Origin of the sequence: Propylenella binzhouense (assembly GCF_009866965.1) — a bacterium.
GTDB lineage: Bacteria > Pseudomonadota > Alphaproteobacteria > Rhizobiales > Afifellaceae > Propylenella > Propylenella binzhouense.
Genome location: NZ_SPKJ01000005.1, coordinates 19,285 through 32,146 on the forward strand (window position 1 = coordinate 19,285; position 12,862 = coordinate 32,146).

Genomic DNA, 12,862 nt, shown 5'->3' on the forward strand with positions numbered 1-12,862 from the left:
CCCTTTTTCTTGCCCGCGCGCCAATTCGAGCCGGGGGGATTCCCCTCGAACCCGAACCCTGACATTCTGTGGCGGCGCACCTACATATCGCGGGCATGAGGCGCTTCATCGCGATGGCGGAGTGGGATGGCAAAGGACGTCCGTAAGGATCAGGACGGAAGGACGGGAAGCGGGACGGCCGTCGTCACCAAGACGCAAACCAAGGCCAAGCGGCCCAATCTCTATCGCGTTCTCCTGCTCAACGACGACTACACGCCCATGGAGTTCGTCGTGCATGTGCTGATACGGTTCTTTCAGAAGAGCCAGGACGAGGCGACGCGGATCATGCTCCACGTCCACAATCACGGCGTCGGCGAGTGCGGCATCTACACCTACGAGATCGCCGAGACCAAAGTGACGCAGGTGATGGATTTCGCCCGCAAGCATCAGCATCCGCTTCAATGCGTTATGGAAAAGAAATAACCCGAGAGGTCAGAGGCCGTGCCTTCCTTTTCCCGCTCCCTGGAACTGGCACTCCACCGCGCGCTCAGCTACGCCAACGAGCGTGACCAGGAATTCGCCACGCTGGAGCATCTTCTCCTCGCCCTCACGGAGGACAAGGACGCAGCCGCCGTCCTGCGCGCCTGCAACGTGGACCTGGAGCGTCTGAGGACCGACGTCGCCGAATATATCGATTCCGAGCTCGGCAACCTGGTCGTGGAGAACGGCGAGGACGCCAAGCCGACCGCCGGCTTCCAGCGCGTCATCCAGCGTGCCGTCATCCATGTGCAATCGTCCGGCCGCGAGGAGGTGACCGGCGCCAACGTGCTCGTCGCGATATTTGCCGAGCGCGAGAGCCATGCTGCATACTTCCTGCAAGAGCAGGACATGACCCGCTACGATGCGGTAAATTACATCTCGCACGGAATCGCCAAGCGACCGGGGGCCGAAGAGGCGAGAGCGCCAAGAGGCGCCCGCGAGGAGGGGCAGGAGCCGGAAGAGAGCGAAGGCAACTCGGGCAAGGAGAGTGCCCTGGACGCGTGGTGCATCAACCTCAACCAGAAGGCCCGGGCCGGCAAGATCGACCCGCTGATCGGCCGTGAACTCGAGTTGCGGCGGACGATCCAGGTCCTCTGCCGCCGCTCCAAGAACAACCCGCTCTATGTGGGGGACCCGGGCGTCGGCAAGACCGCGATCGCCGAGGGTCTCGCCAAGAAGATCGTCGAGGGCGATGTGCCCGACGTGCTGCGCGGCTGCACGATCTTCGCGCTCGACATGGGCGCGCTCCTTGCCGGCACCCGCTACCGCGGCGATTTCGAAGAGCGGCTGAAGCAGGTGATCAAGGAGATCGAGGCCCACGAGGGCGCGATCATGTTCATCGACGAGATCCACACGGTGATCGGCGCCGGTGCGACCTCGGGCGGGGCCATGGACGCGTCGAACCTCCTGAAGCCGGCGCTCGCCTCCGGTTCGCTGCGTTGCATCGGCTCGACGACGTACAAGGAGTACCGCCAGTTCTTCGAGAAGGATCGGGCGCTCGTCCGGCGCTTCCAGAAGATCGACGTGAACGAGCCGTCGATTCCCGACACGGTCGACATCCTGCAGGGGCTGAAGCCCTATTTCGAGGACCACCACAAGGTCCGCTACACCAACGAGGCGATCCGGACGGCCGTCGAGCTCGCGGCCCGCTACATTCACGACCGCAAGCTGCCGGACAAGGCGATCGACGTGATCGACGAGACCGGCGCTTCCCAGAAGCTCCTGCCGGAGAGCCGCCGCAAGAAGACGATCGGCGTGCGGGACATCGAGGCGACCGTGGCGACGATGGCGCGAATCCCGCCCAAGGCGATGTCGAAGGACGATGCCGAGGTGCTCGCCCATCTCGACCGCAACCTGAAGCGGGTCGTGTTCGGCCAGGACAAGGCGATCGAGGCGCTCGCCTCGGCGATCAAGCTGTCGCGTGCGGGCCTCCGGGAGCCGGAGAAGCCGATCGGCAACTACCTGTTCTCCGGCCCGACCGGCGTCGGGAAGACCGAGGTCGCGCGCCAGCTCGCGAGCCTTCTCGGGGTCCGGCTCCTGCGCTTCGACATGTCGGAGTACATGGAGCGGCACACGGTTTCCCGGCTCATCGGCGCGCCGCCGGGCTATGTCGGCTTCGACCAGGGCGGTCTGCTGACCGACGGGGTCGACCAGACGCCCCATTGCGTCCTCCTCCTCGACGAGATCGAGAAGGCGCATCCGGACCTCTTCAACATCCTCCTGCAGATCATGGATCACGGGAAGCTGACCGACCACAACGGCAAGCAGGTCGACTTCCGCAACGTGGTCCTGATCATGACCACCAATGCCGGTGCCGCCGACCTCGCCCGGCCGGCGATCGGCTTCGGCCGCAGCAAGCGGGAAGGGGACGACGAGGAGGCCATCAACCGCCTGTTCTCGCCCGAGTTCCGCAACCGGCTCGACGCGGTCATTCCGTTCGGCTCGCTGCCGCCGGAAGTGGTGCACGAGGTCGTGCAGAAATTCGTGCTCCAGCTCGAGGCGCAGCTGGCCGATCGCGGCGTGACCTTCGAGCTCGACCCGGCGGCGATCGCCTATCTGGCGGAACGGGGCTACGACGAGCGGATGGGCGCGCGGCCGCTCGCCCGTCTCATCCAGGAGGAGATCAAGAAGCCGCTCGCCGAGGAGGTCCTGTTCGGGAAGCTCCAGAAGGGCGGCATCGTGAAGGTGGCCGTGGAGACGAAGGCCGACGGCAGCCTCGGCCTGAAGCTCGAGGCGATTCCGGACGAGGGCGCCAAGCCGCGGCCCAGGCCGACCGGCACGGCCAAACGCGGCCCGGAGGCGCCTCCGTCCTCGCGCGGCGGCGGCTCGGTTCCTCGCGTGCCGCTGAAGGCCTGAGCCCGATCCGATCCCCGGGGGCCGCGCGGCTGCCATGCTGCGCGGCCCTTCTTTCTGCTTCGAGACCGGGCTAGAGGCTGGCGGATGTCCTCCGATCGAAGTGCCGAACTGTCGGCTCGAGGCTGGTTCCTGCGCGGCATGCGCGTGCTCGGCTCCATCCCGGGCCTGATCCTCATGTCGTCCTTCATCGGCTTCGGAGCCCTCTGCCGCGAATCCGGCCTGACGCTGGCCCAGTCCGTGTTCATCACGGCGACCATGTGGGCGCTTCCCGGCCAGGTCATCCTGGTCGGCGCCGTGGCGGCCGGGGCGACGCTCCCTGCCGTAGCGCTTGCCGTCACGCTCTCCTCGATCCGGCTTGCGCCGATGGTCGCCGCCTGGGTGCCGCTGATGGACCGGGAGCGGACGTCGCGGTGGCTGCTCCTCGTCCTTTCCCATTTCGTCGCGGTGACCTCCTGGGTGGTGGCGCTGCTGCGGATGCCGTACATGCCCGCCGCGGCCCGCCTGCCGTTCTTCGCGGGCATGGGGATCACCCTTACGGTCGCGAACACGATCGTGACGGCCGTGAGCTACAGCCTCTCGGCGCAGCTCCCGCTGGTCCTGGCGGGCGCGTTGTTCTTCCTCACGCCCGTCTACTTCCTGATCTCGATGACCGCCGCCTCGAAGCTGGCGGCGGAGCGGATCGCGCTCCTCGCCGGAATGCTGAGCGGCCCGGTCTTCCACTATTACCAGGTGCCGCTCGGCCTCGTCTGGTCCGGCCTCGTCGCCGGTGCGCTCGGCTTTGCCGCCCACCTCCTCCTGCGGCGGGCCGCATGACGTTCGACGGCGTCGATGCGCCCTGGTGGCCCTATCTCTTCATCCTCCTCGGCGGCGCGGTCGCGACGGATATCTGGCGCTGGATCGGCGTGCTCGCGGGCTCGCGGCTCTCCCAGGACTCACTGCTCCTCGTCTGGGTGCGGACGACGGCGACCGGGCTCGTGGCGGGCGTCATCGGCCAATTGCTGCTGTTCCCGTCGGGGGCGCTGGCCGCCGCCCCGATCGGCGTGCGGATCGCCGCCGCGGCGATCGGATGGACCGCCTTCAGGCTCGCACGGAACTCGATCGTCGCGGGCGTGCTGGTCGGCGAGGCGGTGCTCCTCGGCGGATGGCGGCTGCTCTCCTGAGGGCGCGCATTCCGCGCCGGCTGATTCGCCGGGCAGCGGAAGTTAAGTCTCCGTCAAGCCGAAACCACTAAATGTCAGGGCGCCCGAACGGAGGGTGCCCCTTTGAATGCTGTTTCCAAGCGGTTCATGAGCCGGGCCGGCCTGTCGCGGCCGAGCCTTCGCTTTGCCCTGCTCTGGGTGATCGTGCCCAACCTTCTGTTCGTGCCGCTGTCGTTCTTCGCGGCGCCGATCCGCACGCCCGCGATCCTGATGTTCTTCCTCGTCGGGCTGCTCACGAATGCGCTCCCGACGTCCGTTGCGGCGATCGCCGTCGGAGCGGCCATCGCCTTCGACGTGCTCTGGTTCATCGGCAGCGCCTACGGGCTTTCGATCACCATGCTGACGGAATCGCTCTCCTTCGCATGGCGCGTCAACTTCTATGCCTCTCCGATCTTCCTGGCCGCCTTCGTTGGGCTTCTCGCGGAATTTGCCGCGATCGTCTGGCTCCGGCAGCGCTGGAGCGCGGATCTGCGGAACGCGCGGCCCTATGTCGCGCTCGCTTTGGTGGCGCTCGTCGCGTTGCTCGATGCGGACGTGAACCTGCCGCCCACCCGCTCGATCGGCAGCGCCTCGGCCGCGTCGACGCCGCTTCCGGCAACCGAGGTGTCGGGCTTCGCGGACCGCGTCGCCGCGACGCGGAGCGACGCCCTGTTCGTCCTCGTCGAGGGTTACGGCGCGCTCAGGGATCCGGCGCTGCGCGGCCGCGTCGAAGCGGCCTTCGCGGATCCGAGGCTCACGGGCCGCTACGACATCAAGGCGGGCGAAGTGCCCTATCGCGGTTCCACGACAGCGGGCGAGATGCGCGAGCTCTGCGGTCTGTCGGGCGACTATTCGTCCATCCTGTCGGGCGAGGCCGGTCCCGGTTGCCTGCCGGCGCGGCTCGCGAAGAGCGGGTTCGAGACCATCGGGGTGCACGCCTTCACCGGCACCTTCTTCGAACGGACGCAATGGTGGCCGAAGATCGGGCTGCAGCAGAGCGAATTCGCGGAAGAGCTCGTCCGGGATCATCCCGAGCGCGGCTGGCGGGAATGCGGGCCGGTCTTCACCGGCCTCTGCGACAAGCAGATGGCCGATTACGTCCGCGAGCGCCTGGCCGCCCCCCACGACAAGCCGCGCTTCGTCTACTGGCTGACGCTCAACTCCCACCTGCCTGTCGTTCCGAGCGCGCAGGGCTCCGAATTCGGCTGCGGGACGCCGGACGATCCGTTCGCGGACGGCCAGACCTGCGCTCTTGCCAATATCTGGGCGGGCACGTTCCGGGCCCTGGTTGATGCGCTCCTGCGTCTCGACAGGCCGGTCGAGGTGCTCCTCGTGGGCGACCATGCCCCTCCGTCGTGGACCCGGCGCGGACGGAGCCTCTTCGAGCCCGAAGTGGTCCGCTGGGTCGCGCTGAAGCCCAAGCAGCGCCAGGTCGTCTCGTCGCTCTCCGGCGGCGGCGATCTTCCCGACCCGCATTGACGACGGGTTCGGCCGGCATGCGGCGGCACCGCACCGTTCTCGAAGGGCTGCGGAGCGGCGACTGGATCTCGCCCGCACGGATCCGCGGCTATTCGATCCTCCTCCTCGCCATGTTCGCCGTCGCGCTCCTGGCGCTCTGGACGACCGGGCACGGTCTCCTCGACGCCTGGGGCCGCCCGATCGGCACCGACTTCGCGGATCCCTATTCGGCGGGCCGCATGGCGCTCGATGGGCGTGCGGGGGCGATCCACGACTATTCCACGCATTATGCGGAGCAGCGGATCCTCTTCGGGGGTGGCGACGATCAGCCCTTCTACGCGTGGTCCTATCCGCCGATCTTCCTGCTCTTCGCGACGCCGTTCGCGCTGCTGCCCTACATGCCGGCGCTCGTCGCCTGGCTCGCCGCGACCTTCGCGCTCTATTTGGCTGCGATCCGGACGATCCTTCCGCAGCGCCTCGCTTTTCTTGCCGCGAGCGCCTTTCCGGCCGTCTTCGTGACGGTCAGCCACGGCCACAACGCCTTCCTCACGGCGGGCCTTCTCGGGCTCGGCCTTGCGAAGCTCGAACGCAATCCGTGGCTCGCCGGGCTGCTTCTCGGCTGCCTCGCCTACAAGCCGCATCTCGGGCTGGTCCTTCCCCTGGTCCTCGCCGCCGGCGGCCACTGGAAGGCATTCTGCGGCGCCGCCGTCTCGGTGGTCGGCCTCTCCGCGCTGTCCGTCGCCGCGTTCGGGCTCGAACCGTGGTACGCCTTCTTCGCGAGCGGGGACGACACCCGCAGATTCATCCTGGAAGAACTCTCAACCGGCTGGTTCAAGATCCAGAGCGTCTTCTCCGCCGTGCGCGGTCTCGGCGGCCCGCTCGCGCTCGCCTACGGCGCGCAGGCGCTCGTCTCCGCCGCGGTCCTCGGCGCGCTCGCCTGGGTGTGGTTCCTCGGCAGCGGCCGGTACGCTAAGGCGGCCGCCTGCACGGGCGCGCTCCTGGTGACGCCCTACGTCCTCGATTACGACATGGCGGTGCTCGGGCCGGCGCTTGCCTTCCTCGCCGCCCGCGGGCTGGCGCGCGGCTTCCGGCCCTACGAGAAGAGCCTGATGCTGGCGGCCTGGGTCGTACCGCTCCTCGCCCGGCCGGTGGCGCAGCATCTCGACCTGCCGATCGGCCTGATCGTCATGGCGGCGCTCTTCGTATTCTCCGTCAGGGGAGCGTTGACGGAGGAGGCGGCCCGCGCGGCGGAGCCGCATCGCGTGCGACGGGAAGCGGGCGCGGCGACCGGCAGGGGAGAGGCCGGGCGCGCGACAGGGCTCAGCCTAGCCCGGCGAGCGCGCCCTTGATGCGGTCGGCCTGATCAGCGAGCAGCTCCTGGTCGGCCATCTGGCCCGTATGCGGCTTCAGGGCGATGCCCTCGAAGCGCGGGATCACGTGGAAATGGGTGTGGAAGATCACCTGGCCGCCGGCCGATTCGTTGAACTGCTGGATCGTGACGCCGTCGGCATCGAAGGCCTTCTTCACCGCCCGGGCGACCCTCTGGACCGCGAGGACGAGGTTCTCCAGGTCGTGGACGGCGATGTCCAGGACGTTCCGCGACGGCGCCTTCGGAAGCACGAGGACGTGGCCGTCTCCGCGCGGCATGATGTCCATGATGGCGATCGCGTGCGCGTCCTCGTAGACGCGGTAGGACGGCAGCTCCCCTCTCAGGATCTTCGCGAAGACGTTCTGATCGTCGTAGGCGGGGCTCGTCGTCATTCTCTTCCGTCCTCCTGGCGGGCGGCACGCTTTCAGGTCGGCTCGCCTGCGTCAAGGCGCTCCCCGCGCCGGAACGGGGCGTGCTCCGCCAGGATCTCGCCATGCACCGCGACCTCCTGGCGCTCCGATTCGAGATAGTTCGCAACCGCCCGCCGGAGCCCGGCATGGGCGATGTAATGGGCGGAATAGGTGGTGGCCGGCAGGTAGCCGCGCGCGAGCTTGTGGGCGCCCTGCGCGCCCGCCTCCACCCGCTGCAGCCCGTGGGCGAGGGCGTAGTCGATGGCCTGGTAGTAGCAGAGCTCGAAGTGGAGGAAGGGGTGCTCCTCGGTGCATCCCCAGTAGCGGCCGTAGAGCGTGTCCGAGCCGATGAAGTTCAGCGCGCCGGCGACGTAGCGGCCGTTCCGCCGCGCGAGCACCAGGAGGATCCGGTCCGCCATGCGCTCGCCGACGAGCGAGAAGAAGCGGCGGTTGAGATAGGGCCGCCCCCATTTCCGCGAGCCGGTGTCCATGTAGAACGCGAAGAAGGCGTCCCAGTGGGCCTCGGTGATCGCGCTCCCGGTCACCCATTCGACCGTGATGCCGTCGCAGAGCGCCTCGCGCCGCTCCTTCCTGAGCGCCTTGCGCTTGCGCGAGGCGAGCGCAGCGAGGAAGCCTTCGAAGTCGCCGTAGCCCTCGTCGCTCCAGTGGAACTGCTGGTCGATCCGCTGCAGGAAGCCGAGCGAGCCGGCGAGCTTCCATTCCGCTTCCGTCAGGAAGGTGAGATGCGCCGAGGAGAGATCGTTCCGCCGGACGAGCTCGGCCATGGCGGCGGCGAGCTGCGCCTGCCGCGCCGCCTCGTCCTCGCCCGAGCGCACGAGGAAGCGCCGTCCGGGCACCGGTGTGAACGGCACGCTCACCTGCAGCTTCGGATAGTAGCGCCCGCCGGCGCGCTCGAAGGCGTCCGCCCAGCCGTAGTCGAAGACGTATTCGCCCTGGGAATGGGTCTTGACGTAGCACGGCATGACGGCGGCGATCCCGCCCGCTTCGCCTTCGAGGACGAGATGGCGCGGCGTCCAGCCGGTGCGGGGCGAGACGCAGCCGGCTTCCTCGAGCGCCTGCAGGAAGTCCCAGGTGAGGAACGGATTGAAGCGCTGCCGGTCGGGGTCCGCCGGTGCCGCTGCGGTCGAGGATGCCGGCGGGTTGGCGCAGGCGTCCCACGCGGCGCGCGCGACATCCTTCAGCGCGCCCGCCACGCGGATCGTCACCCCTGCATCTGCGCCGCCGCATCCGGTCATCCCGGAAAAGGTAGCCCTGCGCCGGGTATGTGCAATGCGAAAAGCGGCCGCATGGCTATGCCGCGAAGCCCTCGAAGGTGATCTGGTCGGTCCAGCGCTCCGCCCTTTCGCGCTCCGCCGGGCTCCTGACCGTCCAGGAGATGAGCGGCAGCCCGAGCATCCGGCGGGCGAGAAGCGGCGCGGCCGTCGGTAGGTCCTCGAGGGAGTAGGAGACGAAGTGCACGTGCTCGCGCAGGATGGTGGCGAGGTGCGAAAGCGCCTTCCGGTAGTCGCCCTCCGCCGTCAGGCCGCGCGGCAGCAGGGGTGCGGCGCCGCGCAGATCCGCGATCAGGCCGGGATCGAACGACATCACCGCCACGGGACCTTCGTAGTGCTTCAGCCGTTCGGCGACCGCGGCCGCGAAGCCGGCGTCGCGGCCGGGCACGCTCTTGAGTTCCACCAGGAGCGGCACGCGTCCGCCGACGCAGGCGAGGAGCCGGTCGAGGGTCGGGATCGTCTCCTGCGTCCGCAGGATCGTGATTGCCGCGAGTTCGGCCGCGCTGCGGTCGCGGACCGGCCCGCTTTCGCGCGTGAGCCGGTCGAGCGTGTCGTCGTGGAACACGACGGGAACGCCGTCGGCCGCCGGGTGCACGTCGCATTCGATCGCATAGTCGCGGGCGATCGCGGCCCGGAAAGCGGCGATCGTATTCTCGGGCCGGCCGGCGCCGATGTCGTGGAACCCGCGATGGGCGATCGGGCGGCCGGTCAGCCAGCGAAGGCGCGAGCGCCTCATGGCTCGCAGGCGATGATCGCGTCGACCTCGACCGGGGCGTTCATCGGCAGGGAGGCCATGCCGACGGCGGCGCGGGCATGCCGGCCGCGATCGCCGAGAAGGTCGACGAGCAGGTCCGAGGCGCCGTTCGCCACGGCCGGCTGGTCGACGAAATCGGGCGCGGAGGCGACGAAGACGGTCACCCGCACGACCCTGAGGATCCGCTCCAGGTCGCCGGTCGCCGCCTCCGCCTGCGCGAGGATGTTGAGGGCGCAGATTTCGGCGGCCCGTTTGCCGTCCTCGATCGAAACGCTCTCGCCAAGCTTGCCGGTCCGTGTCAGCTTGCCGTCGACGAGCGGAAGCTGGCCGGAGACGAAGAGCAGCCCCTGATGCATGCAGTAGGGCAGGTAGTTCGCCAGCGGCGCGGCGAGCTTCGGGAGAACCAGCCCTCTCTGCGCTAGCCGATCCGCGATCCCTTCGACCATCAGACTTCTCCTTTGACGCAAGGCACAATTATTGGGGAAAAGATGTTTCAGCAATGCCGGCGGGCGTCCTTGCCGGCACGCCGGCCGGATGGCATCCGCCGCGCTTTCGCCGCAGTCCGGACGGAGATGTCGGTCATGAGGTCGATCCGCTTCCAACAGGCCGCCGCCGGTCTGGGTGCCGCGATACTGCTCGGCGCCGCGGCGCCGATGCCGGTGCCGCACCTGACGGACGCGCCGGTGCCGCACCGCGCGATCTACAGGATCGGGCTCGCCCACGCGACCGAATCCTCCGGGATCATCAGTGCCGAAGGGCGCATGGTCTTCGAGATCAACGGCTCGTCCTGCGACGGCTTCACGATGGGCCAGCGGCTGGTCGTGCGTCTCGGCGACAGCGAGGGCGGGGAGAAGCTCCTGGACTTCCGCGTCTCGACCTTCGAGGCCGGGACCGGCGACACGTTCCGGTTCCTGTCGCGGACCTATGTCGACGACGACCTCGTCGAAGACATAGACGGCGTCGCGAAGCGCAACGGACCGGGCATCCAGGTGAAGCTGCAGAGCCCGCCCGGCAAGACGCTGACGCTCGCGGGGCGCACCCTCTTTCCGAGCCAGCACCTGAACGCGATCCTGGCGGCGGCGCGCCGCAACGAGCGCTTCCTGAGCGCCGAGATCTATGAAGGCGGCGGCGCCGACGAGACCTCCGACACCGCGACGGCGGTCATCGGCGCGGCGCACGAGGAGAAAAGCGGGGAGGCGCTGATCGGCGGTCTGCGATCCTGGCCGGTGTCGGTCGCCTATTTCAGCGAGGCCGAGAAGGAGCCGCAGGATGGCGGCGAGGAAACGCCTGCCTACCAGATCAGCTTCAAGCTCTTCGAGAACGGGGTCACCCAGAATCTCGTGATGGATTACGGCGATTACGCGCTCTCCGGCACGATCGAGAAGCTCGAGGCGCTCGAACGTCCGAGATGCGAATGATCATGCCTGGCGGCGCGGCCCCGTTCTGTCGGGCCGGAAGGTGATTCCGAGTTTCAGCGCGTCCTCGCCGAAGCGGGAGCGGAGATCGTCCATGGCCTGCTCGGCGCGCATGCGCTTGGCCGATTGCGGGTCGCCGAGGTCGAGCGCGAACTCGCCGCCCGGCGGGCCGAGCTCCGTCACGCCGATGCCGATGAGGCGGAACCGTGTGCCGTCGAGCTCGGGACCGAGCAGGAGCACCCCCGCGCGGTAGATGACATCGGCGAGGTTGGTGGCGGCCGGCAGGCGCTGCTGACGGGTCCGCTGCCGGAAGTCGGTGGTCTTGAGCTTGAGGACGACGGTGTAGCCGGCAAGCTGCTTGGCCTTCATCCGCGCGGCGACCTTCTCGGCGAGATGGCGCAGGATCGGGACGAGATCCTCGCGCCGGCCGAGATCGGTTTCGAAGGTCGTCTCGGAGGAGATGCTTCTGGCCTGGCTCTCCGGCGTCACGGGCCGCGCGTCCTCGCCCTGCGAGAGGCGGGCGAGGCGAAGGCCCATGGTGCCGTAGCGGCGGGCGAGCGTGGCCGCATCGAGCGCCTGAAGATGGCCGACCGTGCGGATGCCGTCCGCCGCGAGCCTGCGCTGCATGGCCGCACCCACGCCCCAAATGATGGAGACCGGACACGCCGCGAGGAAGCTCCGGGTCTCGGCGCGGCCGAGCACGGAGAAGCCGCGGGGCTTGTCGAGGTCCGAGGCGATCTTGGCCAGGAACTTGTTGTGGCTGAGCCCGACGGAGACGGTGATCCCGATCTCGCTCTCGATCCGTCTCTGAAGGCGCATCAGCGTTTCCGCCGGGCTGGCTTTGTGCAGCGTCTCGGTGCCCCGGAGGTCGAGGAAGGCCTCGTCGATCGAGAGCGGCTCGACGGCGGGCGTCAGCGTCTCCATCAGGGTGCGGACCAGGCGCGCGACGCGCACGTACTTCGCCATGTCCGGGCGAATGACGGTCGCGTCCGGACAGAGCTCGAGCGCCTTGAACATCGGCATGGCCGAGCGGACGCCGTAGGTCCGGGCGACGTAGCAGGCGGTGGAGACGACGCCGCGCCTGCCGCCGCCCACGATCACCGGCCTGTCGACGAGGCTCGGATCGTCGCGCTTCTCGATGGCGGCGTAGAAGGCGTCGCAGTCGACATGGGCGATGGCCAGATCGAGGAGCTCGGGATGGCGCGCCAGGCGGGGGCTGCCGCAGTCCGGACAGCGGCCCGAAGCCGAGGCGGCTGCGGCGAAGCAGCTCCGGCAAAGCGTCGGTACGCCGGTCGAGTCGCGGTTCATGTCGGATTGTCGCGCCGCGCGGGGGCGCCGACAAGCGCTCTAGCCGCGCGGTTCCGGCGGGGCGAGCAGGGCGGCCGCGGCGGCGATCTCCGCGGGATCGGAGCCGGTCCCGCTGGCAAGGGCGACGAGCACTGCCTCGTGCTCCATGACGAAGGCGAGGACGCCGCCGAGGAAGCCCTCGTCCGATGCCGCCGAGCGGATTTCCGCCGGGTCGATCCCGCTCAGCGACAGAAAGCGTTCGAGCAGGCGCGGATCCGACGCTATATATCCGAGCGCCGCGACCGCGATCTCCTCCGCAAGCGCACGGGACATGCGGGGCGGTTTCGAACTCATTCGCATTTTCCTTTCTTTAAGCCAAATCTGCACAACATCCGGCCTGGCGGCACGCTCGGGCTTGCCGCCGTCACGGGAAGGGTTCTGATGCCGAAGACCGTCATGATCGTTGAGGACAACGAGCTCAACATGAAGCTCTTCAACGATCTGCTGCGCGCCAACGGCTACGACACGCTCCCGATGCGGAACGGCTACGAGGCCCTCGACATGCTCAAGCAGCGTCAGCCGGACCTCATCATCATGGACGTGCAGCTGCCGGAAATCTCCGGGCTCGAGGTCACCCGCAAGGTCAAGCAGGACGAGAGCCTGAAGCACATCCCCGTCATCGCGGTCACCGCATTTGCGATGAAGGGGGACGAAGAGCGGATCAGGCAGGGCGGCTGCGAGGGCTATCTGTCGAAGCCCATCTCCGTCGCGACCTTCATCCAGGCGGTGAAATCCTACGTGGGCGATGCCTGAGGTCGGAGAGCC

At 68.5% G+C, this 12,862-nt stretch carries 14 protein-coding genes; 8 read left to right on the forward strand and 6 right to left on the reverse strand.

Annotated features, from left to right (window positions below; all coding sequences use genetic code 11):
- Window positions 1–126: 126 nt before the first annotated feature.
- The 6 genes from clpS to E4O86_RS02855 all read left to right on the forward strand — a co-directional run bounded on the left by clpS (window position 127) and on the right by E4O86_RS02855 (window position 6,859).
- Window positions 127–462, forward strand: a complete 336-nt coding sequence (gene clpS / locus E4O86_RS02830; RefSeq protein WP_161139007.1) for an ATP-dependent Clp protease adapter ClpS — start codon at window positions 127–129, stop codon at window positions 460–462.
- 18 nt (window positions 463–480) lie between these two features.
- A complete protein-coding gene (gene clpA, locus E4O86_RS02835; RefSeq protein ID WP_161139008.1) occupies window positions 481–2,874 on the forward strand; it encodes an ATP-dependent Clp protease ATP-binding subunit ClpA in 2,394 nt (797 codons plus the stop codon).
- A gap of 84 nt (window positions 2,875–2,958) precedes the next feature.
- Window positions 2,959–3,687: an AzlC family ABC transporter permease gene (locus tag E4O86_RS02840; RefSeq protein WP_161139009.1), complete on the forward strand. Its 729-nt coding sequence runs from the start codon at window positions 2,959–2,961 to the stop codon at window positions 3,685–3,687.
- Window positions 3,684–4,034 carry an AzlD domain-containing protein gene (locus E4O86_RS02845; RefSeq protein WP_161139010.1) on the forward strand — a complete coding sequence of 117 codons (351 nt, stop codon included), beginning with the start codon at window positions 3,684–3,686 and terminating at the stop codon, window positions 4,032–4,034. The genes E4O86_RS02840 and E4O86_RS02845 overlap by 4 nt, the downstream gene beginning before the upstream one ends.
- 102 nt (window positions 4,035–4,136) lie before the next feature.
- On the forward strand, window positions 4,137–5,531 hold the full coding sequence (locus E4O86_RS02850; RefSeq protein WP_161139011.1) for a sulfatase-like hydrolase/transferase: 1,395 nt from the start codon (window positions 4,137–4,139) through the stop codon (window positions 5,529–5,531).
- 17 nt (window positions 5,532–5,548) lie between these two features.
- Window positions 5,549–6,859, forward strand: a complete 1,311-nt coding sequence (locus E4O86_RS02855) for a glycosyltransferase family 87 protein (protein WP_205520654.1) — start codon at window positions 5,549–5,551, stop codon at window positions 6,857–6,859.
- On the opposite strand, the gene E4O86_RS02860 is transcribed toward E4O86_RS02855, so the two are convergent.
- The 4 genes from E4O86_RS02860 to E4O86_RS02875 are packed head-to-tail and all read right to left on the reverse strand — an operon-like array spanning window position 6,831 to window position 9,781.
- Window positions 6,831–7,271 carry an HIT family protein gene (locus tag E4O86_RS02860; RefSeq protein ID WP_161139013.1) on the reverse strand — a complete coding sequence of 147 codons (441 nt, stop codon included), beginning with the start codon at window positions 7,269–7,271 and terminating at the stop codon, window positions 6,831–6,833. The two genes, E4O86_RS02855 and E4O86_RS02860, sit on opposite strands and share 29 nt — an antisense overlap.
- 32 nt (window positions 7,272–7,303) lie before the next feature.
- Window positions 7,304–8,545, reverse strand: coding sequence for a GNAT family N-acetyltransferase (locus E4O86_RS02865; protein WP_161139014.1), 1,242 nt, complete (start codon window positions 8,543–8,545; stop codon window positions 7,304–7,306).
- Window positions 8,546–8,600: 55 nt separating this feature from the next.
- On the reverse strand, window positions 8,601–9,317 hold the full coding sequence (locus E4O86_RS02870) for a glycerophosphodiester phosphodiesterase family protein (protein ID WP_161139015.1): 717 nt from the start codon (window positions 9,315–9,317) through the stop codon (window positions 8,601–8,603).
- Window positions 9,314–9,781 carry a RidA family protein gene (locus tag E4O86_RS02875; RefSeq protein ID WP_161139016.1) on the reverse strand — a complete coding sequence of 156 codons (468 nt, stop codon included), beginning with the start codon at window positions 9,779–9,781 and terminating at the stop codon, window positions 9,314–9,316. The genes E4O86_RS02870 and E4O86_RS02875 overlap by 4 nt, the downstream gene beginning before the upstream one ends.
- A gap of 135 nt (window positions 9,782–9,916) precedes the next feature.
- On the opposite strand from E4O86_RS02875, the gene E4O86_RS02880 reads away from it, so the two are divergent.
- Window positions 9,917–10,753 (forward strand): cell envelope integrity EipB family protein, encoded by an 837-nt coding sequence (locus E4O86_RS02880; RefSeq protein WP_161139017.1) that lies wholly within the window; start codon window positions 9,917–9,919, stop codon window positions 10,751–10,753.
- Here the strand turns inward: E4O86_RS02880 and E4O86_RS02885 are convergent, their stop codons facing one another.
- Together E4O86_RS02885 and E4O86_RS02890 are read right to left on the reverse strand one after the other, a co-directional pair.
- Complete coding sequence (locus E4O86_RS02885; RefSeq protein WP_161139018.1) at window positions 10,754–12,058, reverse strand: DNA polymerase IV; 1,305 nt, start codon at window positions 12,056–12,058, stop codon at window positions 10,754–10,756.
- A 39-nt stretch (window positions 12,059–12,097) separates the two neighbouring features.
- Window positions 12,098–12,391 carry a DUF3572 domain-containing protein gene (locus E4O86_RS02890; protein ID WP_246206146.1) on the reverse strand — a complete coding sequence of 98 codons (294 nt, stop codon included), beginning with the start codon at window positions 12,389–12,391 and terminating at the stop codon, window positions 12,098–12,100.
- A gap of 87 nt (window positions 12,392–12,478) precedes the next feature.
- Between E4O86_RS02890 and E4O86_RS02895 the strand changes: the two genes are divergently transcribed.
- Entirely contained in the window at window positions 12,479–12,850 is a 372-nt protein-coding gene (locus E4O86_RS02895; RefSeq protein ID WP_161139019.1) for a response regulator, read from the forward strand.
- Window positions 12,851–12,862 lie beyond the last annotated feature (12 nt).